22 protein-coding genes are annotated in these 24,434 nt (G+C 45.1%); 16 read left to right on the top strand and 6 right to left on the bottom strand.

Going from position 1 to position 24,434, the window contains the following annotated elements; genetic code table 11:
* The first annotated feature begins 246 nt into the window (after positions 1-246).
* From ACSIPU_RS24375 to ACSIPU_RS24360, 4 genes are read left to right on the top strand one after another with little or no spacing between them, the layout of a single operon-like run.
* Positions 247-1,938, top strand: a complete 1,692-nt coding sequence (locus ACSIPU_RS24375) for a DUF4942 domain-containing protein (protein ID WP_000096325.1) — start codon at positions 247-249, stop codon at positions 1,936-1,938.
* A complete protein-coding gene (locus ACSIPU_RS24370; protein ID WP_000070862.1) occupies positions 1,935-2,111 on the top strand; it encodes a hypothetical protein in 177 nt (58 codons plus the stop codon). Before ACSIPU_RS24375 ends, ACSIPU_RS24370 begins: the two co-directional genes overlap by 4 nt.
* Before the next feature lie 60 nt (positions 2,112-2,171).
* Positions 2,172-2,615: a hypothetical protein gene (locus tag ACSIPU_RS24365; protein ID WP_001805248.1), complete on the top strand. Its 444-nt coding sequence runs from the start codon at positions 2,172-2,174 to the stop codon at positions 2,613-2,615.
* Entirely contained in the window at positions 2,602-2,883 is a 282-nt protein-coding gene (locus tag ACSIPU_RS24360) for a hypothetical protein (protein ID WP_000535423.1), read from the top strand. The genes ACSIPU_RS24365 and ACSIPU_RS24360 overlap by 14 nt, the downstream gene beginning before the upstream one ends.
* A 57-nt stretch (positions 2,884-2,940) precedes the next feature.
* Here the strand turns inward: ACSIPU_RS24360 and ACSIPU_RS24355 are convergent, their stop codons facing one another.
* Positions 2,941-3,567 carry a hypothetical protein gene (locus tag ACSIPU_RS24355; protein ID WP_000966518.1) on the bottom strand — a complete coding sequence of 209 codons (627 nt, stop codon included), beginning with the start codon at positions 3,565-3,567 and terminating at the stop codon, positions 2,941-2,943.
* A 372-nt stretch (positions 3,568-3,939) separates the two neighbouring features.
* On the opposite strand from ACSIPU_RS24355, the gene ACSIPU_RS24350 reads away from it, so the two are divergent.
* Positions 3,940-6,396: an Ig-like domain-containing protein gene (locus ACSIPU_RS24350; RefSeq protein ID WP_001232713.1), complete on the top strand. Its 2,457-nt coding sequence runs from the start codon at positions 3,940-3,942 to the stop codon at positions 6,394-6,396.
* Between the two features lie 1,107 nt (positions 6,397-7,503).
* Positions 7,504-8,592, top strand: coding sequence for an IncHI-type plasmid replication initiator protein RepHI2 (gene repHI2 / locus ACSIPU_RS24345; RefSeq protein WP_000159528.1), 1,089 nt, complete (start codon positions 7,504-7,506; stop codon positions 8,590-8,592).
* 2,077 nt (positions 8,593-10,669) lie between these two features.
* On the opposite strand, the gene ACSIPU_RS24340 is transcribed toward repHI2, so the two are convergent.
* The 5 genes from ACSIPU_RS24340 to ACSIPU_RS24320 all read right to left on the bottom strand — a co-directional run bounded on the left by ACSIPU_RS24340 (position 10,670) and on the right by ACSIPU_RS24320 (position 15,774).
* Entirely contained in the window at positions 10,670-13,090 is a 2,421-nt protein-coding gene (locus ACSIPU_RS24340) for an Ig-like domain-containing protein (protein ID WP_000681217.1), read from the bottom strand.
* Between the two features lie 233 nt (positions 13,091-13,323).
* A complete protein-coding gene (locus tag ACSIPU_RS24335; protein WP_000491821.1) occupies positions 13,324-13,767 on the bottom strand; it encodes a hypothetical protein in 444 nt (147 codons plus the stop codon).
* A 43-nt stretch (positions 13,768-13,810) separates the two neighbouring features.
* Positions 13,811-14,074: a hypothetical protein gene (locus tag ACSIPU_RS24330; RefSeq protein ID WP_000149862.1), complete on the bottom strand. Its 264-nt coding sequence runs from the start codon at positions 14,072-14,074 to the stop codon at positions 13,811-13,813.
* Positions 14,075-14,167: 93 nt separating this feature from the next.
* Complete coding sequence (locus ACSIPU_RS24325) at positions 14,168-14,929, bottom strand: methyltransferase (RefSeq protein ID WP_001447802.1); 762 nt, start codon at positions 14,927-14,929, stop codon at positions 14,168-14,170.
* An 80-nt stretch (positions 14,930-15,009) separates the two neighbouring features.
* On the bottom strand, positions 15,010-15,774 hold the full coding sequence (locus tag ACSIPU_RS24320; RefSeq protein WP_000277498.1) for a hypothetical protein: 765 nt from the start codon (positions 15,772-15,774) through the stop codon (positions 15,010-15,012).
* 331 nt (positions 15,775-16,105) lie between these two features.
* Between ACSIPU_RS24320 and ACSIPU_RS24315 the strand changes: the two genes are divergently transcribed.
* The 10 genes from ACSIPU_RS24315 (at position 16,106) to ACSIPU_RS24270 (ending at position 24,401) form a co-directional block, all read left to right on the top strand.
* Complete coding sequence (locus ACSIPU_RS24315; protein ID WP_012695482.1) at positions 16,106-16,621, top strand: hypothetical protein; 516 nt, start codon at positions 16,106-16,108, stop codon at positions 16,619-16,621.
* Between the two features lie 103 nt (positions 16,622-16,724).
* Complete coding sequence (locus ACSIPU_RS24310) at positions 16,725-17,156, top strand: hypothetical protein (protein WP_001251242.1); 432 nt, start codon at positions 16,725-16,727, stop codon at positions 17,154-17,156.
* A gap of 236 nt (positions 17,157-17,392) precedes the next feature.
* A complete protein-coding gene (locus tag ACSIPU_RS24305; protein WP_001107529.1) occupies positions 17,393-17,581 on the top strand; it encodes a hypothetical protein in 189 nt (62 codons plus the stop codon).
* A 32-nt stretch (positions 17,582-17,613) separates the two neighbouring features.
* Positions 17,614-17,865, top strand: a complete 252-nt coding sequence (locus ACSIPU_RS24300; protein WP_000115760.1) for a hypothetical protein — start codon at positions 17,614-17,616, stop codon at positions 17,863-17,865.
* A 402-nt stretch (positions 17,866-18,267) separates the two neighbouring features.
* On the top strand, positions 18,268-20,658 hold the full coding sequence (locus ACSIPU_RS24295) for an Ig-like domain-containing protein (protein WP_000694551.1): 2,391 nt from the start codon (positions 18,268-18,270) through the stop codon (positions 20,656-20,658).
* 433 nt (positions 20,659-21,091) lie between these two features.
* Positions 21,092-21,562 carry a hypothetical protein gene (locus ACSIPU_RS24290; RefSeq protein ID WP_000170639.1) on the top strand — a complete coding sequence of 157 codons (471 nt, stop codon included), beginning with the start codon at positions 21,092-21,094 and terminating at the stop codon, positions 21,560-21,562.
* A gap of 49 nt (positions 21,563-21,611) precedes the next feature.
* Positions 21,612-21,908, top strand: a complete 297-nt coding sequence (locus ACSIPU_RS24285; RefSeq protein ID WP_000581857.1) for a type II toxin-antitoxin system RelE/ParE family toxin — start codon at positions 21,612-21,614, stop codon at positions 21,906-21,908.
* A gap of 44 nt (positions 21,909-21,952) precedes the next feature.
* Positions 21,953-23,098, top strand: coding sequence for a hypothetical protein (locus ACSIPU_RS24280; RefSeq protein ID WP_000339750.1), 1,146 nt, complete (start codon positions 21,953-21,955; stop codon positions 23,096-23,098).
* A gap of 405 nt (positions 23,099-23,503) precedes the next feature.
* Positions 23,504-23,881, top strand: a complete 378-nt coding sequence (locus ACSIPU_RS24275; RefSeq protein WP_000645320.1) for a hypothetical protein — start codon at positions 23,504-23,506, stop codon at positions 23,879-23,881.
* Between the two features lie 91 nt (positions 23,882-23,972).
* Positions 23,973-24,401, top strand: a complete 429-nt coding sequence (locus ACSIPU_RS24270; protein ID WP_000069824.1) for a hypothetical protein — start codon at positions 23,973-23,975, stop codon at positions 24,399-24,401.
* Positions 24,402-24,434 lie beyond the last annotated feature (33 nt).

The raw sequence follows: 24,434 nt of genomic DNA, 5'->3' as shown, positions 1-24,434 counted from the left end.
TTACTTTTGGCAAAGTGTTGGTTTTGTCAGAGTCATTAAGGATTCAGGCTTTTTGCCCGCCTTTTTTAAACCTCCATGTATCGTTCTTGCCCCGTTTATGCGGGGCTTTTTTTTTGCTTCTTTCTATGAGTTGACATCTTTAAGTTTTATTCAGAGACATAAAAAACTTTTTCGTGTCACTGAACCTATTAGGTTACAGAGCGACGTTGCTATCCTGGTAAAAGTTTTTTCTAAAGGACCGGTAAAATGTCATCTCTTGATTCTGAAGCTAAACCCGATAATGCAGGTCACAGCGTACTGGCTTTAACAACCTCTCATAGCCTGGTGGTTAGCTCTTCTGAAACATTTCTTCCAGATATGCGCAAAGAGCTCGGCATTATCGCGGATCTTGTTGAGTCCTATAATGATGAACTCTGCTTGTTGAAACACATGGCTGTCCAGTTCAAAACCCACAATCACCAGAAACTTTATTCTTATCTCTCAGGCTACAACCACAGTATCTCTGAAGCGGATGCCTTGTTCGCGGAAAACGCTCTGAGATCTGAATACTGGAAACGCGTTATGGCACTCACTGATGTTTTGCCTATCATGTCGGATGCCAAACGTAACGAATGGGATAAGCAGTTTACGGCCGACCGCTATATTATGCCGCCTCAGGTGATCCCTGATTTCACAGCTGACGCTGTAGTAGGCACAGTCGTTGCTTTGCTTAATGACCGCAATCAATTTATTAAAGAAAGGGTTTACGACGTCTTCCAGTCTCTGAGCCGCAGTCATAAGACAAACAAAGCTTTTGGGTTCTCCACCCGCATGATCACTACCGGAGTTTGCGAGCCGTCTAAATACCCCTGGCAGAAATTAAGGGTGGATTTTAAAGAGTCTGGCATTTCACCACTGAGCGAGCTCCGCGTTATATGCGCATTCTTCCGTGGCGAACAGGTGAAGGCGATCCATAACACCAAATCATTGGTTGAGGCGTTGGTCGAACATGAGGGGTTCAGAAAATGGATCTGCATCGATGGCAACAGTATTCGTTTCAGGGTTTACAAAAATGGATCAATGCATATTGACGTCCACCCTGATATCGCCGAGCGGCTTAACAATATTTTATCAGCTATCGTACCGCTGGCATTACCTGCCGACCGCATGGCTCATAGCAAGAAATCTTTGGAGGCATTCCCTGTACTTAAGCAGTGCATCGACTTTGATACCCGGATGCAGCTTTCTGAACTAATGTTTAAAAATGACGGGGACAATAAATGGAGTTGCTGGACATCTTTAGGGTCTCTCGCCGAACGCAAATCTTCGAGTGTTGCCGCTGACACCCTTCGGTTCTTAGGGGCAACAGTAACAAAATACGATGTGACATTTTCCTATGATCCGTGTGAGGTTATTCGTTACATCGGCCAGATAGGGGAGATGCCTGATATTGTATCGCATCAGTTTTACCCTTCATCTTGCCGAATCAGCGAATATGTATATTCCCTGCTCGGTGCAGGGGAAGGGGATACCCTCCTGGAGCCTAATATTGGCCATGCGGATTTGCTTAAATCATTCCCTGCCGGTGTGATCGTTACTGGCATCGAGCTTGATACTTTGAATTGCCTTATCTCCCGGGCTAAGGGATACGATACGACAGAAGCTGACTTCCTCACATGGTCTAAGTCTAATCAACAGAAGAAGTTTGATTATGTCGTGATGAACCCACCTTTTGCCGATAACCGGGCCAGGCTGCATCTCCAGGCAGCTGCATCTCATCTCGCAGCCGGGGGATCTCTAGCAGCCGTTCTTCCATTATCTCTTCAGGGGCTCGATAACCTTCTGGGGGAAGAATTCCGGACGGAATGGATGGACGTTTTTGAGAACGAGTTTGAAAACACGACCGTTTCGGTTCGCATCCTGTACGCCGAACGTATTCAACAAGAGGAAGTCCTATGAGCAACCAACCCACCAGCCTGCCAGAAGAAGATATTGAGTTTGTTATGGATACCTTTCAGAGGAGCATGGGTAAATCCAAACCTGTCAGGGATACTCAAATAGAGGGCGAGAAACCGCAAAGTAAAGAGTCCGCAAACTCAACTGAAAACCCCGGTTATGAAGAATTCTTTTAATTACGCTCATGATATCCTGGTGCAGTTATTTAGAATGATATTTGAGGGATGGGGGACATTGTGATTAAAAGGCGTAACATTCGACGATCAGTTTATGGATTGCTTATTGTTCTTATCGCCGGAAATGTGTGGTTAGGCCTTAGAGCTGATAAAATTCATAAAGTGCGTTATCAGGATTTCTGGTCACCGGCAACTGTGATTAAAGTAACTGTAATGCCTTCAACGAATGAAATCCAGCTCAGTGGTAAAATCCCTAAATCGGTAAGAGTTTCAAACAATTATGTTGAGTACTCGTTACCGGGCACACTCTCGGACAAGACCATTTACCGAAGCGTGTTAGAAGATGAGATGCTCACTTTGCTTAATGCTGGAGGTCAACTTGAAGTTAAATACACTCTGGACAAGCAGACAAATCGAACTAAGGTATGCACTAAGTGCTTACGGGTGATTAAAGATATTAACCATCAATATTCAGCCACTGAGGTAAAGCATGGGCAGTCCTAAATTTGAAATTGCTGAGCAAATTAAAATGTGGATCGTTGTTTATCTAGTTTGCTTTTTAGCACTTTACTGTGTGTTAAGCGCTCTACATGCGCTTTATGATCCGCTAAATTTACCTGCCCTGACGTGGCCTATCAGCTGGTTCGTGGTGCCTGAAATGACAAGTTTTGGCAGTGCATTATTAGCTTTTGTCCTAACGCCAGGCCTTTGCTCTATAATTGCTGTTTTATTCGGTAAGTCTACCTTTAAAAAAGCTAAAACAAAAATATAGAGTTAATTAGATTGGTGGCTCAGGTTTATAAAACCTCTCACTAGAGAGGTTTATTTATTATTTTTGACTGAGATTAACAGCGTTTTCCATAAATGTATCAATAACAACCGTAAGAGACTGGCTGGTACCATGGCTATACTCAGGCCAAGGTAAAAAAGGATATGAAGAATACGCCATCAACATGATACTGGTTGGGCAACGCCAGTCCGTTGGAACACCTTTACTGTAATGGACAATCATAGCCGGGCGACTACAATCAATATCTCCAGCGTTTTTATCGAGTACGAAAGTAGCCAGAACGCCGGTGTCCTTCTGGGATACGAAAACAAGGCTGTCAGTAAAAATAAAGGCCATTAAGGAAGAGGCCAGGAAAGCGCCAGTAAATAAGGACTTCTTCTCTTTCCAAACGCGTCGAGCATATAACCCCATTAGCGCTACCGCTGAAACCATTCCGGACCACTGAGCACCCAAAGAAAAATCTGTTACTGTTTTAGATGTCATACTTTCATTAATAGTAATCATTGCGACAATGAATGGTGATGCAATTCCAAGTGTTGCTAGGACTATCAGCGATATTTCAGACCGGTTTTCTTTAGCGGATCCTTTACTTATTGCAGACATTGCTCTGAACATAACGAATGTACTGTTGAGCATCAGAAAACAGCATAAGAGCATGTATAACATTGGGTTTCCTCAACCTAGAAGTGATGGTTACCCTGTTATTTTACATAAATTTGACTCAACAGATGCTTTTAAAATCTCGCTTCCTTGAATTTAAAAACATATCAGCACAATTGGCAAACATAAAGGAGCAGCGTCTATCAAAAGTTACTTTTATGATTGGTTGAATACTCATTTTGAAGGCTAAAATCCAAAAAAGTGGGTACAAAAAGTTACTTTTGCGTCATCCAGATGCACTGCCGCCATTTTGCATTCTGTACGTTGGTTGCTTTCTCACTTGATGTCTCTTTTAACAGGCAAATTATCACTTTATCCGACCGGACCTTGTAGGCTGAATCCGTAGAATAAGGCTATAACCTATTCCCGGAGCATCATATGCGTAAAACTCTAATTGGCTGCATGGTTGCAACTGCCCTTGCTACTGTATCTTCGGCACATGCTCAGGTATTTAGCTACTCATTTACAGATACCAATAAGGCTGTTCGGAATATTAAGCCTGCAACACAAACATATCTTAATCCCGCTGGTGTTTTGACTCTGAACTTGATATCGGGTCTTGATCGGTACGAGCGAGTGACGGTCACACGAGACAGCGATAAAAAGGTTATGTATTCCTCCGTCTCGACCAAAACGAGCGTTGCAGATCGTATCGTTGCTGCCGATGGAACAGAATACTATGGAAAGGATATGGTTCTACCGGCGCTCGGAGAAGGGACCTTTACTGTAGTCAATGAAACTCTGGATATTCGCCAGACTGTAGTGAGCACATCTACTTATCATTTCATCGTTGATACAACTCCTCCACGCTATAAGAGTATTTATCCGAGTCAAAACGCAGGTTACGACATGGTACTTTCTGGGCCACTTTGGGAGTTGGGCCGAGGCGGTAGTGGCCAGTTTTCTATATTTGCAGACGGTATTGAGGATGCTAGTGGAATTGCCAAGATCCGTCTTGTCATTAAACGAAGTAATGGTTCTGTGGTCTCCGACAATAACCTGAGTTATGACACAGCCAATAAACGTGCGTTCTATCCGTGGATTAAAGATATGAACACCCAGGCTGGCATGCCCTCAAGTGATCTTGATGAAGAATTCACCTTCAATTTCATCGTTACGGACCTGGCAGGAAATACGCTTAACATTCCTCCCCAGCGGTTTTTATATGACGATCAAATGGGAGAATTTACGCCATTTGCAGTTCATGACTCACGTGTAAGCACCAGTGTTGTACCCGGCATTTCTTCGGGATACGTCCCGTTTAAACGAGGCCTTACAGTGCTGGAAAACCCCTACAAGTTGGTTATACGTATCCCAAGAACTAACTGGAAGCCATATCGAAATGGTGGCATGAGCATTACCAATAACTATGGCGGAGTACAGGTCCTTTCCGAAGATGCCACCTATGTCTACGTGGAAGTTAAGCTGCCACAGGGTGCCTTAGATGGAAACTACTATAGACCTGTGAATACATATCAATGGTCTGGAGGAGATCTTGGTCAGTATGCCAGCTGGCTCAACTGGGATCCTGCCTCTGTAAAGAGTCCGGCTTGGGGAAGTTCACCCATAGAACGACAAAAGGCTGATGGAACATGGTTCAACAGCGTAAACTGGAACCTGTTCAAGGCATCTGATATGCCTATAAAACTTACTAATATCCGGTTCAATGTACAGGCTAGGCCATATGATCAAAAAATCACTGGCGGAGCAACATGCAGTATTCCAGCTGGCTCAACAACCTGTACCGTCTCTTTGCCCCAGGATATTATAAATGGCACTACCGGCTATCTTCATAGTGGCTATGAAGTAAGGTCAACCACCGAAGCAACCTTCTTTGCCCCTATATGGGAGAATATAGCCTGGCATACACTGGGTCCCTCCGTCACTGGATTTGATTACATTGAAACCACCAACATTCTCCAGGTTTACGTGAATCAACCTGGAGATGGTTCATATTTCGACCATGTTTATGTAAATCGAGTTTGGTTGTCAGATAAAAACCGTAACAACGCAGAAATAAGCGTAACCGGCAAACAAACAGGTAGAAATATGGCGTCTGGGAACTACACGTATGAGTTCAACATGAAAGAGGTACCAGAAGGCAGTTATAACGTGGTAATTAATGCCCAAGATACATTCAACAATACCGGTAACCTCCCTTATCAAACTGTTGTCGTTGATAATACAGCACCATCTGTAAGTATTAGCTACGAAGGAAAACCGATCAGCAAAAACGTAACAGTATATGGGCTGGAGAACGTCCGTATACAGCTCACCGATGCTCTAACTAAACCATCCTTAAGCCGTATGACTCTTCGCGGTGGCCCTGTTTCTGATGCGGTGGAATTGTCTTGGGTGAATCTGGGAAACAACCTGTATGCACCTAATTATCCCAAGATCTTTCCGTCTCTTAATGAAGGCGAAACATACACTCTCACAGTTCAGGCCAAAGATGAGATGAACAACGTTAAAGAAAGCTCAGTCGAATTTAACTACCTTCCAAACAATCTCGTCAGGCTAGAGAATCTGAAAACCTTAGCTGTCAATGCTTCTCTCAAAACATCTGACAATACTCCTCTGGCTGTTCTGTATGCCAGCCAGCTGCGTAAAAAGGATGGTTCAATCGCTACAGGGCTTCAGGACGCAGTGCTTACTGTCCGTAAGGACGCTGCATTCGGCGTGACTGTAAATGGTGTTTCTGCGATGCCAGGTGAAAGCAAAGAGCTTCAACTGGATTTGGGGCTCGGGGACAGCCGTAGCTTTCCTATTTTCCCTGCTGTATCCGGCCTTACAGGCAGATCTGAGTTCATGATTAACATTGAAGAATTAAAATAAAGCAGGGCTGTTTTGCTGAAGCACAACGGCCGTCTTCTGATGCGCCGTAGCCCATGTTGTTGCAAATCAGTCCGACGTTCATTGCGTAAGTAACGCTTACTGCGGACCATGGTAGTGATTAGACTCACTACCATGGTCATTTCACCACATATCTTCTCTGCATTGCTCTTGTTGGGCAGACTAGTAACTCGTCACTAAATTGCAGCTTTTGTCTTGCTAAGTCGCTGGTATAACTGCACTACGAAATCGTCAAAAGATTTTATCCCTCATGTAGATCCAATAAATGATCCCAAAGGTGCCAGAGAGTACAAAGAAGATCCCGGTACGCTGTAGGCCGCATGGTTACTGGGCTGGAGCATTGTCACTGACAACAGTAGCGACATAAGTGACAACGGGAGTGACTTAAAAGACAATGGTAGAGACTATTTCGACGTTGGTAATGATTTTAAGTGACAATGGTAGTGAGGTTAGACTTAAACTTCCACTGTAAGGTAAGGTGACTCGCATTATTTAAATAAATTATTACTTTCAATTACTTGCGACACGAGTCTGCATGTATGCTTCTATTTCTCAAAAATTTATCCACCGAAAATGCCTGTGGCTGTGATTTAGCTTTGACGACAGTTTTTATCAGGGAGGCAAGTTGAGACCTGTATAAGAACTAAGCATTTATTTATCCCCATTTTCCACAAGGTAGTTCCAATAATTAGTACCTTAGTGTTCCTGATAGATCAAAAGAGATCCCCGCTGCCTCCAGGCCAGACGGCACAAGGCCTGAGACGTGATCAGTGACAACAGTAGTGATTATTTTGACATTGGTAGTGATTATTATAACGTTGGTAATGAGTTTTTTGACATCAGTAGTGATCAGAGCGACAATAGTAGTGACTTTTCATTAGATCTTTTTAACTTGATCTGATCCGTTGTTGATAAGAGTTGCAGGTCATTGTATGCAAAGAGTTTTTGCCAAGTTTTAATGAGTGGAGTCGTTTTTTTAGGTAGAACTTATGCACAGATATGGATCATCACAATGATCCATCCAGTGACATAGAGTTCGCTGGGGCTTACTATTCACCAATCTGTTTACACATTCAGTGATAACTTATTATGACTAAAGAGAAAGATACTGAGCAGCAGGACCTGGTCACCAGGGCTTTCTCTGTTAGAGAGAAAGAATCAGGTAAAGACATCATTTTGCGTCCTAACAGCAACCGTACGGTGCAGTCTATTGCTTTGATGCGGCTCGGGCTGTTCGTCCCATCACCAAAGAGTGTGGGGCGTCAAAATCGGGAATATAAAACGGTTGGCTTTGACGCAACGAAAGAGTTACAGACGCTCTCTTTAATGGAGAGCGAGGGGTTCACCAATATTTCAATTGTCGGTGAGCGTCTTGATATGTCAGTAGATTTTAAGACGTGGATGGGCATCATTCGAACCTATGCCAATCATCCGATTAACAATGACACGATAAGCTTAAAATTCACTGAATTCCTCAAGCTATGTACGCCTGAAAATTATCGCTCATCTACAGCGTCCAGAAAACGTATAGACGCCTCCTTACGCAGGTTAGCATCCGTTACCTTGTCGTTCACCAGTAATAACTCGTCCAAAGTCTATACAACGCATCTGGTACAGTCTGCCCTGTTAGACCCGGAATCAGATCAGGTTGTCCTTCAGGTTGATCCTAAGATTTTCGAGCTCTATCAATACGATCATAAGGTTTTGATGCAGCTGAAGGCAATTAAGGAGTTGGCCAAGAAGGAAAGCGCCCAGGCTCTCTATACGTTCATAGAGTCATTACCGCCAAATCCTATACCGATATCCCTTACTCGGCTGAAAAATCGTCTGAACCTCAAAACACGAGCAAATAGTCAGAATGCTACCGTGAGAAAGGCTCTTGAAGAGTTGGCATCGATAGGATACCTCCAGTACACCGAAATTAAGAAAGACGGAAAAGTATACTTCCAGATTCATAAGCGGGATCCCGATCTGAATTTGAACAATACTCAGCCTCCTTTAGAAGTGGTTGAAGATGAAGAAGAGAACTCAGGGTCTTCTGTTTTAGAAGGTGAGTTATGCCCACCAGCTGACCCGATAGACGGCGATGATGTTCTTACCGTCCATGATTTAACCGCTGAAGAACTGCGCTATATTCGTAGTCTTCGAAGCCAGAAAAAGAACAGCAACGCCAGCTAAAGTTAACCCGGCGGTTCAGGCTCCGGGTGCTAAATTACTTCTTCGATTTTCGTTAGTCCCAGCCCGCTCTTTCACGTCAACGGTAATGAGTCAAAAGTCATTACCGTTGTCATTGTTCTCTACCACCCTATGTAGATCGAGATTGCGAATTCAACGCTTTCTCCTGAGTCACCTGTTAACACCCGGTTTCTACGCTTTACTTCATTGGCCAGTACATCCAACGGAAAATATCGTAACGGGGTGACAATGGCAGTGAGTTGACCCACTCACTACCATCGACATTCAAATCCCGGCTTCTCTGGTAGCTATAGTGACAATGGTAATGATGTGTACCTTACTGGCATTGTCATTGTCCTCCGAGTGTGCGTTCAGCTTTGGGAGGACACCGGAACTTAATGCGGCGAGTCACGGCCATTGTGAATCTCGATTGGATTGGCGAATACGGCTTCCGGTTGGGCCAGATGTCAATGGTTATGCTTCATCCAGCTCATTACTGTAGTCATTGCCGTTCAGCTGAGCTGATGCTCCTCTCATTCTATGTGGCGACAACGGTAGTGAGCCCAGAAAGTGACTACCGTTGTCATGGCCGTCCAGTAGAGCGGGTCAACCTCTTAAATCACAGGGTGACAACGGTATTGAGCCCAGAAAGTCACTACCGTTGTCATGGACGTCTGGTTAAGCGGATCTACCTCTCAATTCACAGGGTGACAATGGTAGTGAGCCCAGCAAGTCACTACCGTTGTCATAGTCGTCCCGTTGAGCAGATCAACCTCTTAACTTACAGGATGACAACGGTAGTGAGCCTATTAAGTCATTACCGTTGTCATTGCCATCCAGAAGAGCGGATGATCCTCTCAATTCATACGGCGACAATGGCACTGAGCCCAGCAAGTCACTTCCGTTGTCATAGCCTTCCAGAAGAGCAGATGAGCCTCTTAATTAACAGGGTGACAACGGTAGTGAGCTCATTAAGTCATTACTATTGTCATGGCCGTACAGCTGAGCTGATCATCCTCTCAATTCACACGCCGACAATGGTAGTGAGCTATTAAAGTCACTACCATTGTCATAGACGTCCAGTTAAGTGGACCATCCTCTCAATACACACGGTGACAACGGTAGTGAGCCATTAGAATCACTACCGTTGTCATTGCTTTTCAGGTGCACTGATAAGGCTCTCAATAGACACGACGACAATGGCAGTGAGCAATTAGAGTCACTTCCGTTGTCATTGCTTTCAGCTGAGCTGATAAGGTACGTCATTTACACGATGACAATGGCAGTGAGCCAATCGAGTCACTACCGTTGTTAATGCCGACCAACCGAGGGAAGGGTCCGCTCAAAGAACTGAGTGACAACAGTAGTGAGATCATCCAATCACTACCATTGTCAGCTTAAACCTGTAGGACGAAGAGGCTTGTCCGATAAAATGACGACAATGGAAATGAGCCTATCCATCACTACCACTGTCATTAAAGTCCAGCGGTTCAACGTTAATCAGTAGCTCCGGATGACAATGGTTGTGAGTCAGGCAATTCCCAAGCATTAAGTGACAGCAGCGTAACACCTCTAAGCTCACTCCTGTTGTCAGGGGTTAGGGTATTGAGTCTCTACCGTCGTCAGTGTTTCTGAGACACCAGTATTGCAGATCACTACAATTGTCACTTAAGTATCGACGGGGGAATAGATGCAAGTGACTGGCTAACCAGTACCAGTTTAGATTCAAAACGATCCCATCTTTGTGGATGCACTTGAGTAAGCTCGTATGACGATATGTCAGAGAAGTGACAACGGGAGTGAGTTGCCGGACTCACTACCGTTGTCATCCCCGGTTGAAGGAAGAGGATCCCCGGGGCTGTATATTTACCGGGTATCCTTACTCAAGGGTTTCGACACTCACTCCCATTGTCGTAATCAACGAGTGTGCATTGTCTTTTAAAAGCATCGCTGGAAACGTACGATTAAAGTAACTTTTCTTTCGGTTCTTCCTTGCGAATCTCTGAAGACGTACTGGCTGATCGGAGTCAAGGAGGGCAGTAAAATTGAAGCCGTCAGTTTTACTGTCGGCTCCGGGTAGTTACTTCAACTCGTCGATCTGAATCATGAATTCTGAGGTGCCAACTTTCCCATTTTCGGAAGGATAAACGGGTAACAGAAGATTATCCCCCTGGCCCATATCTATTTGCACCTCAACTGACTCACCTGGAGCCGCCTGTGCCCCGTTAAATTTAATACCGAAGGCTGCATCCTTCCGCACAGTCAGCGTTGCGTTCTGGACCCCTTTAGCAATTTCTCCATTTGTCTTACGCAGAACGTTAGTGGACAGGTACGCAAGGGGTACGCCATCTGTCGTTTTGAGAGGCGAACTGACCGATAATGTGCGTAGATTATGTAACTGCACAAGGTTATTCGGTAGATAACTGAACTTCTGAGTATAGGTTTTGGTATTCGACTGACTATCGGCAACTGTTACGCTAATTGAATAATTTTCAGATGGTTCGAAATTTGGGAACAGCCTCGGATACTCAGGCATGTATGTATCTTTGCCTGCCGGTGACCACGTAAGCTCAACGTTATCAGCTGTGGGGCCACCTACGAGCTGAAGACGGGTTATCCTCGGGGTTGTCAGATTATCTGCCAGAGCGATCCTGAGGTTCTCCAGGCCGTACACTACCGTATCGTCTTTTACCGGCTTTCCGTCGAATGTTATGGCCACTGTCGGAGGAGTGTTATCCAGAGCAATTTCTCCGAAAGTTTTATTGGTCTGGTTCTGGAAGAAGTCCCTGATGTTGACCTCAACGTTGTATTTTCCTTCAGACTGACGGGATAAATCATAAGCAATCGTGTAGTTACCTGAGATACGAGATTTGATTACGCCTGTGGGTGACATCCGGGTACCGGTGTTCTTATCGGAAAGATAAAATTCCCTCAATGAGACCGAGTCGAACCAGTTACCATCGCCTTCAAGTGACGCCAGTACATCCAGCTGCTTGTTAGTCTCGTCATATGATATCGAGTTTATTACCGGCAGTTGTTTATTGTTCCAGCGTGTCATAATCCATTGCTCAGACCGCAAAATGGGATTGCTGATGCTGCGAACGAAGTAAAGGATCCTATTGTAGCCCTGGGTACCCAAGGCCATATCAAACGTCTCAGGCGCTTCACACGAGGTTTTTCCTGCCGGAATGGTGCAGGTCGCCTTACCGCCGATCTCTTGTGCAAAGGGCCGGGCTTCAACGTTAAAACGAAGTCGGGAAATTTTAATTGGCAGTCGTGATGAAGCCACACTCTCAAAATCCTTCCACTTAACCCAGTTCCCCTTATCATCGAGGAAATCTACCCAGGTACCCGCAAATGCAGGCGTTTGGTTTGCAGATGGGTTTAGAACGAGGCTGTATGACGGATAATACCCTCCCCACTGGCCAAAGTTCGCCATACGAGCCATATCCCCATTAATTGAGCCATAGGGAAGAGTCATTTCAACATAAGCATAAGTGCTGTCTACAGCTATCTCTTTGGGGGCGGAATATTGATTGATGAACTGAAGCCCACCTTCTGAATAAGCACGGTAGTTAGATTTTGGGATCCGGTAGACTAATCGAATAGGGTTTTCGTTAACGACCATACCGGCTTTGTAAGCCGGATAATTAGAAACCCCGGGTACGACGCTGGAAGACGTATTTGGATCATGAACGGCCCACAGTGTCATCTCACCCAGCGTGTTGTCGTAGCGAAATTTTTGAGTTGGCAGCGTTCGGCTATTACCTGCGTTATCGAAGATAACAACTTTTGCAGTAAAGTCTTCATCCAGGTTGCTGTCTGGTATTCCGGTTCCCTTAACTGAATTCTTAGAGTAAGTGTGGTACATCTTTTGGCCGGATACGTCATACTGCATCTGTGTAGTGCTGTAGAGGCTACCGTCCTGCCTGTAAATATATATTAGGCCCTTATCAATACCATTTGCATCACTTACGCCCGAAGAGGTGAAGTCATACTGCCCCGTTGCCTCTAATCCAAGCTTCCACACGTCACCAGCGGTAGAGCCAGAACCAGTATTAGCGGTAAGAGCATTTGCCGCTGGAGGGGTGACATCAATTAGCCAGTTATAGTTATAGGTCGCTACAGGCTTCTGATTGAGATCTAACACGTTTATCTGAACGACAAATTTGCCTTCACCCAAAGCAGGCAAAGTTACTTTTTTGCCGTAGAACTCACTACCGTCAGCAGCTGTTAGTCGGTCTGATACACCCGTCCGTGTAGTCGTAGTATTAAGAATGACAGTTCCAGTGTCTTTCGTGACTTTGACATTAACGAAACGATCAAGACCTGAAATAAGTGTCAAAGTTACCGGTGATGCCGGATTAAGCATAAGACGAGAAGACGGGGCGTGGATCTCAATACCGTTCGTGTCTTTAAAGGCCGATTCATATATCTGAGCTGGGGCCTGAACAGACATACCGAGTCCGGCTACAGCAGTAATAAAAGCGAGATGTTTCATTCTTATTCCCCTTTAGGTTTGGTGTTATTTTAAGCTTTTCCTAAAGGTCACTATGTTCGTAAAAGTATAAAAAACTTCTCCATATGGTGCTCGAAATTACAAATCTATAATTTGCCTTTCGACAAACCTTATTGTGCGTTCAGGACGGAAATCTTTCTTTTTGGAATTACATCTGACATTTCTGTGGTGTCCAAACTGGCAACGATTGCAAAACTTATAACATTAGCCTGAAACTATCGGCATCCACATATCGCATTAGCTGCGCGTCGTAGCTGTTCTGGAATGTCATTCCACATTCCCGCACCACTTCTGTCTTTGTTAGTGAGCAAGTCTTCAATAGCAGATGAAGCCATGTTAAGCAGGTCAGCCGAAACTAAAGGCATCGGCGGGGCGGTATAGAGGATTCGACGTCTTCCGCGTCTGTCTGGATCGTATTTATCATAAAAAGCTTTGTTCACATCTTCCCAGTGCCACTGAAGTTGCCCGGTTGCGTCATGGTGGCAAAACTCGCACTGATAAACAGGCGCAATCGACATAACTGCCTTTCCAATACGTGCCAGTACAGCAACTTCGTCAGCTCTGAGACTCATTGCTTCGCTTGGGTTACTACCCTCGGCAAATTCCAAAATTTGTTCAATACGTTCTGGTGTGAAAGTGGTCATAGGCTTTGAAAACATATTTTTCCAGTTGTGCTTACCATATCATCAGGCATTAGGAGCGTTAGCGAATAATTAACAGGTCAGGACCAAAACTAAATCCTTCCCCCATACGGTCTTCATGACGGGAGACATATGCCTTACCGTATTTCTCCAGATCCTGTAAGCGATCTTTTGCCAGATTCCACGAGTATTCCTGGCCCCACACGGGTCCGTCACGCCCGTCAAAGCGGTCAGGTTTACAATTTGCTTTCAGAAGAGCGTAGACATGCTCCACCGTGGGTAGCTGCAAAGCACTATTAGCCTGAGAAACGGCAGTATGCGTCATTTCTGTTCACTCTTTATTGATTTAGTCAGTTAAGCCGGTCAGGTAACTTTAACCGGCTACTCGTATTAAGATTTCTTTCCGGTTGCTTGTCAGTTAGCGGCGAAGATCAATTTCAAGGCGGGCTGTTTTGACCTTTGTTCCGGACTCCCTAAATGTATCATCCGGAAGAGGCGAAATTTGTCCGCCAAGTTGTTTGACTCGCTCCCTGAGCGCTTTTGTCAGTGTGTCTTCCCGGAACAATACCCCAGCTGACAGAATGGCCTGTAAGCGACCTCGCTTAGCGAGCATTGCGATGGCATGCATGACATGTTTAACGTCAGAGCGTTTAAGGAATGGTGGATTCATAACGATAACATCAAAAGTTTCATCGGGCTGGTACCCAAGAAAGTCGGTATGCACCAGCTCGACTCCTGTGCTAAGGACACTATCGTTCTTCACTGCAAGGAATCGCTCATCGTTCAATTCGATCCCGGTAATCAATGCATCCGGAGCCGCCAGTTTTAAGGCTTTCAGAATGCGGCCATCACCAAACTCTGGCTCCAGTACACGCTCCCCGGCAGCTGGTTCAGCGCGTAGAACCATATCTGTGACTAAATTCTCAGGTGTAGGGAAGAAATTGAACAGATCTCGTGGGATGTCAACCGAACCTGTCAGAATGATTTGCTCGATACGCTCAGCTGCATCCGCCGTAAAAATATGTGCCTGCTCTTTTCGGTTCCATTTGCCACCGGCGGCTTCGAGCACTTTGTTTGTCTTAACATAAATGCTGCGGTCGAGCTGGTCGGCCAGGAAAAGAAAGTTCCCTTCAGCACGGCAGCGAGATAAGACGTTCAGAACTTCAGTTGAGATTTGCATTAAAACTCCATTAAGAGGATTTACCCGCCTGGCGGCAGCGGGTTGGTTACTTAAACGGGACAATTCAGATTTGGCCTTGGTTAGTCGGCAGACAACAGCAGGGATGGGCTGTTATAAGAGAAGCGGTCAACGGGAGCCTTATCAAATCGCTGACCGCTTGCATCAGGGGTCAGAACGAGTCCGTTATGGGCGCAATGAATGTGGAGCAACATATCCCCGCCGGTGTTGATGTGTAAGGCAGGCACACCCTGATCGATTTCGAACATGACACCAAAACAGGGGTTACCTTCCTTGTTAACAACTTCACAGTGGATGTTATGTTGGCCGGTAACGCTGACCTGATAGGCCTGACTGTCCTCTTCTGGCAGTGTTTCCTCCTCCAGGCGCCAGTCCTGAAGTGTGAGGCTAATTTCAGGGGTGTCATGCTCTTTCTGAAGAGCCTGGATACCTTTACGGAACAGCTGCATCATTTCAGGAGTAAGGCAGTCTTCCTCAGCTCCAAAATGTTCTTTCCAGCCTTCAGGATCTGCATACATCCAGACGTTTTTAGCGAGCGAAGGTAAGGAAGCATCAGGCTCTACAAGGAGGTGAGGGATGTTCTCTTTGATTCCGAGATAACGTACCGGCTGGCCATTAAGCGGTAACCCATCCGACACTGTAACTTCTGTTCCTGGCAAGACGACGCTGTTTACCAGACCTCCACAATGTTCGGCCACCACGCGGCCTAAATCTGCCATAAACATCCGATGCTTTTCTGGTGAGTCCAGCTCACCAAGGAGTTCAGGTTTAAGCAGTAAACCGGTAATAATCTCAGTCAGTTCACGAGGAGATACTAATTTATACATTTTGTTTTCCTTTTCTGTGTTGGCTTTATATTACCAATCCAGATGCACGAGCTAATAACCTCCAGACAACTTTTTCAAAAATTATTTACTTAAAGCAGGGTGCTAATATGCGCAAGAAATGAATTTAGGAAGGACGGCTTCAAATTTAACTTTTTGGTTTTTTATTTTAGACGGACTTTAAAATAGCATCGTTGATAAAATAATAAACATGGTTTGTTTTTTTGTTTGTATTGACAATCAAATGGGTATAAATTAATTTACTTACATGGCGTATATTTAACGCCACCGCCCCGGCGGCACCGGGCATAAAAGGAAAACCATTTTGAAACCGATGCTCAAAAAAGATTTTTTTTCAGCTATTGAAAACCTTCTCAAAGCTGGCTTTCAACCTCGCTTTTACACTGTTAACAGTGGCCGAATCGGTCTCATTACATTCACTGATAAAAATGGAACAAAACAGGTCGAACAGGTTTATTCCTGCACTTCTTTAGCCGCCAATACTTTTGGAAAGCGCTTCACCACTTGGTTAGAAGAAATTTTTCAAAAGCATAATGAAGAAAAAGTAGCTGATTCCGGGTTCGAGGTTGGTAGCCGTGTCTGGGATAAATTGATGTATACGTTGCGCACCATTTCAGAAATTCGTGCCGGGGGGGTGCTGGTGCTGGATAACGGTGCACAGCGTACACTGGATGAAGTGCAAAAAACGGCACCTGAAACAAACCAGGTGGAGCCAAAGGAAATCTCTTCACTTCAGGAGCTGCTGAACGCTTCCAAAAATCTGGAGCCGACTTCGCCTGAGCTAATTGCGGCTCTTAATGAGGCTCTGTCAACCGCCATAAAACGGTGAATGCAACGGCAGTCTGGCACATCAGGCCTTGTCAGAGATTAGGCCTGAAAAGCACTTACGTACCGATATAACACCTAATTCCCCTCTAAGGAGATTGCCCTAAATGGCGATGAATAAAAAAGAACAAGCCGCGTATGATGAGCTGGTGGCACAGGCCAGAATAAACCGCGCTTTACGCTGGTCTGACTATGGCGTTGAACGCGATATGCCCGTACCAGAGGTCTCGGGGGAATACCAAAACGGCTGGAGCTTCAACACCGCCACTGGCACTGTTTATCCGACATGGAGCGGAACTACGGTTCACGGCACACGGGAAGAGGGAGAGGTTGTCGATGCAACCTCCCGCCGCATGCGAGGCATGAATGGTAGCCAGAACGGCATACCACAATACAGCACCAAAGAACGCGCCCTGAAGGCATTACGCTGTTCGCTTGAAATCAAGTTTGCCATGCAGCTGGATGCCATAGATAAAGCTATCGCAAAAGAAATAGAGCTGTCCACCGCTCGCCGGGAGAGCGATACATCAGATGCCTAGCGGTAAACCATCAATTCAGGCCCGTGATCAGAGGGGCCTTAACGCCCTGAAAGAGGCGGTTCCAGCGACGGCACAACTACAGATGCGGGTTACCCCTGAACGTAAACTGCGTTACGTCAATCAGGCAAAGGCCGAAGGTCTGGGTCTAACAGACTGGGTCCAAAAGCATATGGATAACGTGTGTGATCTGGCAGGCCAGCCTGAAATAACCATGTACAAAGATGATGGAGAAACAAGTGGCCAAAAATAACAACAGTCTCAAACAGCATGTCTTCAATATGCTGTCGGCTGGCAGCGAACTTAAAGAAGTGAAGCGTTTTCTCACCAGCAAGCGAGTTAAAGCCCGCCTGGCAGTGTCAATGATCCACGAGCAGGCGATTGCTGTGCAGAACACTGAATACCAGAATTATCCGGCTTATAGCTAACTGGTAACAACAATTACAGAGAGATACTTAAAATGAGCGTAAACCCAGAATACACCAGGGTTCAGCATGTCCAGATTATTCGCGAGCGAGATGGGCAGAAGGAAGTTGTTCGAGTCTATGATGAAGATGGCGACGTGGTTCTGTGTTTACCTGCCTACATTCAGGATGAGGAAATAAATCTTATTCTGCGCCGGTTGAATGACGTATATTCAGTCGGATATCGTGTAGGTGATGCAGCCCGCCGCCGCGCCATCAAAAAAGCGCTGGGGGATGATGAGGAGTAAGGCCATTTTTACTGGCAAGATATCTGTATACCGGAGTCTTTAGAGTACGTTCTAATGGCTCCGGATTATTAATACTGTTTTACTCATGCAATAAAAAGCAAACCAAAATTCTTTCGCTAATTCATTTTTAAATGCTCAAATCATTAAATGTAAGGAGCGTTATTTATCAATAGGTATGGCGTTCTTAATGGCTATTAAGCTAGTTCTGCTTTCGCTTGCTTCTGGAAATTAGGGAAACCTAATTTTACCCTATCAAAAAGTAACTTTTCTGGTTTTGTTGCATTCACGTAAACAAAAAAAGTCCCGCCGGGCAGAAAAGAAAAACATCAAAAATAGCTATTTTCCCGAAAAGATCACGAACACTGAAAAAGTATCATGGGGAACCTGATCAGGAGACAACCCATGAAAATCAAACTAGCCCTGCTTATTGCATTTGCAGGTTTCAGCGCAGGAGCTTCCGCTGAAATCGCAGAATTCAGCTTTAAAGATACCCTGAACGTTAAAAAGACCGTATCGCCTGCATCCGTATGGATTAATCCGGTAACGAGCTTTGACGTTGCCGTTATTTCCGGTCTGGACCGTTATATTACGCTCAGTCTGCTGAAAAGTGACGGGAGCCTCATCTGGAGCACGAAAAGCAGCCTGGTTACCGTTGATGACCGTACCACATCTTCGACAGGCTTTGATTATTACGGCAAGACTCTGACCGTACCAGCGATGGGAGAAGATAGCTTCACCCTCAGAGAGGTGATTACCGACTTGCAAGGGAAGGAGGTCTCCCGGCAGGATTACCCGCTTGCAATTGACCGAACGCCTCCGGCAACGGGTACCATAAGTTATACGAGAAATGGGTGGAACTTTGGCAGCGAAGCGATCTTCACTTCAGTACCAGCCGGTATGCAGTACGCCAGCGTCCAGGCACTGGTCTTTAATGGACTGAGTGATAAAGGTTCCGGGCTTGCTAATGCTGAATATTTCATAACCGATGCCGCTGGAGTGGAGCGTAAAAAGCCAGCGGAAATTAATACAGTGGAAGGTAGCGTAACCGTTCAAGTCGCCGACGCAAGCAGCAATGCCCTGGCACCGGAAAACCGCTCTGAATATAAAGTGGGGATCTACCTTTATGACAAAGCGGGAAACAGGAGCGAACTAAGCCGCCGAAGCGTAATTGATCGGGTTAAGCCTGACGATATCATCCAGGTGCAGGACGCCACTACCGGATCATGGGTCTCCTATCAGTCTGGCATGACCGTCTTCCAGAACCCTATTTCCGTACGGGTATTAAGGAAGAAAAGTGACTTTACTGCTGTTAACGGTTCCAAATATGGCTGGGCGGACTCGAATTTCCAGACGTCCGATAGCACTTATAATATCTATACTTTCAAATACATATATCCAAATGTGGGGGATACTTATCATGAATTTCAGACTCTGGCGGGAGGAGTAAGACGAATTCATCATAACTCCCTCAACTTCACTCCAGCCCCGGCGATGGAAATAGCCCCGAAGATAGTGGCTAAAGAGATGTACCGGAGTGATACCAGTGAGTGGTTAACTCAGGCCTCAATCAGCGTTAAAACCGCCACCATTAGCCGCATAAAGGTAACCGCAGAACCCCGACCATACGTGCAAAAGTTCAGAACGGTAAAAAATGCAGCCTGGTTCTGCACTATTCCTGTCGGACAAAGTTCATGCGAGATGACGGTTAACTTCAACTACACCAGTGACAAAGGATTTGAGTATCTGCATCTTTACTCGGGAAAAGATGGTGACAGCATATTCGATGCGCTTGCTGGTAATTTTACGGTTATCTGGGATAACAACCCACCGGTGGTTAATGTCGCTCAGGTAAACAAGGCCTCCAAGACAATCACTATGACGGCCACCGATAATGATCGCGTCAACGCCTGGAACATCAGCTACTGGGATACCAAAGTTTTCGAAGCCACCCTTAAAAATGCCCGGGGGGAAACTTTCACCCTGAAGCCTGTGACTGTCAGTGAAAGCGATTATAAAACCAAAAACGCCACTTTCTCATACGCTGGTCTACCGGACGGGGATTATACGGTTGTTAGCGTGTCTGCCACGGATCTTGTTGGAAACACAGGAACCAAAACGCTTAATGCACCGCTGAAAATTGACTCAACGCTTCCGGTTATTGCGTTCAGCTTTAATGGCGCAGACGCAGAAGGAAAACTGGTTAAAGGGCTTGAGAACCTACGCATAAGCGTTACTGATGCCTCTGGGGATGCTTCCCTGATATCGCTTCAGCTCGCTGGTGGACCTAACTCTGAAAAGGTCACCCTTGCATTCACGCCGCTATCCAAGGATGTCTTTATTCCTGAATACCCCAGAATCTTCCCCAATACTGACGAATCGGGACAGATGTATCATCTGGAGGCTCTGGCTATTGACGAATCAGGTAACCGGACCACTAAAACGCTTAATTTTACCTACCAGCCAGCTAACCTGATTATGCTGGATAATCTCAAGACGCTGGCCACAGCCGTAGCACTGAAAGCAACGGACAACACGCCGCTGGCCATCATCCGAACCAGTGTGTTGCGTCGTCAGGACGGTTCTATCATTACCGGACAGTTAAACGGAACCCTGACTGTTCAGAAAAACGCCCAGTTCGGCGTTACGGTTGCCGGAGTTACGGTCCAGCCTGGTGAAACTAAATCGCTGTCACTGGATCTTGGTAATGGTGAAGAGCGCACATATCCCGTTACTCCCGCTGTAAGTGGTCAATCTGGCACGGCCACATTTGCTATAGAATTCCCTCAAACATAAACCCTACACAAGGGTACGGTAGTATGCCGTACCCTGTTACGCCATCCTCAATGTAAAATGTAGAGTTGAGCATGACTTAATTATTACTTTCTCATTAAGTGTCTCTTAAACTGCAAACGGGAAAGTAATATTCCCGAGACGGGAAGGACTCCTTCCTTTTGGTTATAATCTATGATGCTAAACCGTGTAATTACACCGGAACAATGTCCTCGTTTAAATCGCTGGCACCAGTACATGATTTATCCATGAATGCTTTTTGATGCAATTTTACTTCAGAATGCTCTTAATTTTTTAAACAAATTATATTTGAATCCTTCGTGTATAAATTTGCAGACCCTCTCTCAATGTTTTTTTAAAATATTTACTCTCAGGTTATTAGCCAGTAGATTCATTCTGTCATGATTACTCCAGAACTAACCGGAGGAATCACATTATGACCAAATATTATGATCGCAGTGGAATTGAAATCTCCAGCGCAAAAATCCGCTGTGTTGATTCTGTAAAAGGTACTGCGGAATATACTTTTCGTATTGTTTGCGATAAATGCAATGGGCGGGGAGAGCGTAAGCATTTTTATAGAAGTCGCTGTATGGCTTGTAAAGCCACGGGTTACAGCCTCGAAACGACCCGTACTGCTTACACGCTGAATGCGCTGTACCGCATTAATGCGCAAGCTGCCCGCAAAGTGTCAGCATCCCTGCAAGACGAGCGTTTAAGGACTGAAAGCGCCCACAGTTCTGCGTTCACAGCATGGTGCAGGTCTCATCAAAAAATGGTTGATGCAATCACCCAACAATCCAGTAGTAATAATTTTCTGGAAAGCCTTAAGTCTTCTTTAACCCACCAGCGTCAGTTAAGTGATAAGCAGCTGGCAGTTGCCGCCCGCATTTTAGGTATTCATTAATTCAAAGCCCTTTTAATTTAATTTTAAGGTCAATTATTACGGAGGAACTATGATCCATTCATTTAAAGACAGACGGCTTGAAAAGTTCTTCCGTAATGGAAAAACAACGGCAGGTATTCCTTCTGAAATTATTAACGCGATTCTGTGTCGACTTGAAACGCTGGATAATGTCCAGAGTGAGCGGGAGTTATTATCCAACAGCTTGCGTTATGAACGCTTAAGAATGACGTCAAACCGTTATTCCTCCATTCGAGTAAACTCTAAGTATCGATTATTCTTTGAATGGAATGATGGCGCACATAATGTTCATTTGTCTGCACATGACTATAAATCGCTCATCCATTAAGGTTAAAAATGAAGCTATTTTCAATTTCATCCCGGGATACAAGCATGGACGCGATGTTTTATATCCAGGCCAGTACTAAACAACAGGCAAGTTACATATTTAGTACCCTTTCCCCGAAGCCTACTGCGAACTGCCAGCTTACAGATTTGCAGAATGAGACGGTCGTCCCTTCCATAAGCCCTATTTCGCTTTCACTTAACCCCTGGTCGATCAATTCCCAGTCCCGAACCCGGGAACTGCGTATGGCCACGCATGGTCTTAACCTGATCTGTGCAGTCACGGATGAGCATACCCGTCAGATAGTTGACTTTTGCGATAACCTTGGACAGCAGCTTAAGGATCCGGACGACAAAAGCGCCTGGGTTAAGCTCATTAATTCTGAATGCGCTTTGCTTAATTCTCCGCGTCTCTATCCCGTTCTGCTTGAGCCGGATACACCGGCACAATTTGAAATCTTTGTGCCAGCTCCGGAAGATGGAGAACACGACACGGTCATAGCCAGCGTTGTTAAAGAATGTTTCGGAGATGAATGCCGGTACAGAGTAACGGACAAAGCTTTTGCAATGTCGGAAAAGCCAGTCATCAGGCTGGAAGCTCATTTCAATGACAAACGCGAAAAGGTTTTAGAACTGACCTTTTCCTGTTTCAATCTTTCACTCTCAGCGTCCGTGCATGAAAACCAGCTACGTCAGATTTTGTTACTTTGCGAAGACTTTGGCGTAAGGCTTCAGGGTAGAGCAGGGGCATCCTGCCACGTTAATATGCGCAGTGCTTACCGTCGTCTTGCTCATGTTGGCACCGGCTCTCGCCCAGGTGATGACAGTGATGTGCGGGTCTATACCTCGTTAAAAGAAGAAAAAGATGTTAAGAGGCTGCTTGATAAGTCAACCAGGGGAAGTGAGCTTGTACCGGCGAGGCACGGGCAGCAGTTTAACGGGGTCTTAGTGAATGCCACACCCGCATCGGCCACTACTGGTTTCATTTACCTTTCGCATGATTTTCCGGAAGGCCAGTTTATGATGACAGCCGAGGTGTTGCATGTTGGAATTACACCAGGCGGTATTTACTACATTGAAACACTGGACGGTTACCGGTTTATCGTGACAGCGTTTGAGAAGGGATTAATGAACGGTTTGAGGGAGTTTATAGCTGCAAATGAGGAATATTTTAAGTATTACCGCTGGTCTTAGTATCTGAGCTGAAACCGGTAGGCCAGGGAAGGCAACCGGGAAAATGCAATTTAACCTGATCCTATACCTACGACTATCTTTATCCACTTATAATAGCCTCACCAAATTATAATGCCCGATCACCGCATTTGCTTAAACCTCACATATTCTTCTTATGCTTCCCCTGATAATCTACGACCGAAAGACAAAGGAAAGTGAATACGAAATAAGATTTATGAGCACATAAAAGTTACTTTTCCTTGGTGGCACATCACAAACATTGTGGGTTTCATAATCCTTTTTGTTATTTAAAAAGGATGTGTTCAATTCTAATTAAAGGTGGTATTTTTTTTGAAAGTTTGCTGGGAGGTTATTAGCTGGGGGGATGGGTAACAGTATAATAAGTACAGATGAAAAGGAGGTTTTATGAAAGCGTTAGACGTGGTTTCAACTCAACTCAACTTTATTAATCTGTTGGATCAGGCAGGATATGCTCTTTCAGAAATTGTTGTAAAACGCTTCAGTGCTGCACCAGCCTTTAACGAAGGGCACTGGTTGTTCATTGCAGAGCAGGATAACCGCTACATTGAAGTGGTCTGTATTCTCTCTTTAGCTTCAGAAAGCGGAGAGCAGCATATTGATGTTTTTATTAATATGTTCGAAGACCCGATTGATGATGTTATTTCACGAAACATTGAAACCAAAACCTTTGCGACGCTTTATAAATACATTGAACGTATACCTTTTACTCCGGGTGTAAAGAAAGAATTCTTGAGCAGTATTGAGAACATCAATTTTAGTTAATCAAAAACCACAACTTTTTGCCACCAAGTTATTAGGTAATGCTATCAACCTGATATAATTACCTTAACATGAATATGAGCGGAGCCGGGTTATGTCTAATAATACTGAAGTCATTAGCTGTGATTTATTTTCAACTCTATCTTCACTTAATTTTAGCACCGAGGATATTACAGGTTTGACTCCGGCCAACTTTCGAAAGGGAGCTTTCTTACATGCAAAAATTTCTGCTAGCCAGGCCACGCGAGCGACTGATATTTCCATTCAATTACTCACGGATCGTGTTTCAGGTGAAATGAACTACGTAATAGTAATTGGCAGGCACGAAGGACTCCTGCAAAGCGAAGCAATTGACCCAAACGCTGATAAGCAATACCGGGAAAACCGTTATTCTCGCCATTTTATCTCAGTAACCGATGCCAATACCAAAGCCCTGAAAAAAACCTGCAAGGTAATGAAAACATATATCAAAGAGCAGGCATTTAAGCCTAACACCTGGGGGCACAGTTTCATTAAGGGTTGATTTATTCTTGCCCCGGTGAGCCGGGGCAACGCT

Origin of the sequence: Klebsiella sp. HN106 (assembly GCF_051209435.1) — a bacterium.
GTDB lineage: Bacteria > Pseudomonadota > Gammaproteobacteria > Enterobacterales > Enterobacteriaceae > Klebsiella > Klebsiella oxytoca.
This window is presented reverse-complemented; position numbering and strand designations above follow the sequence as displayed.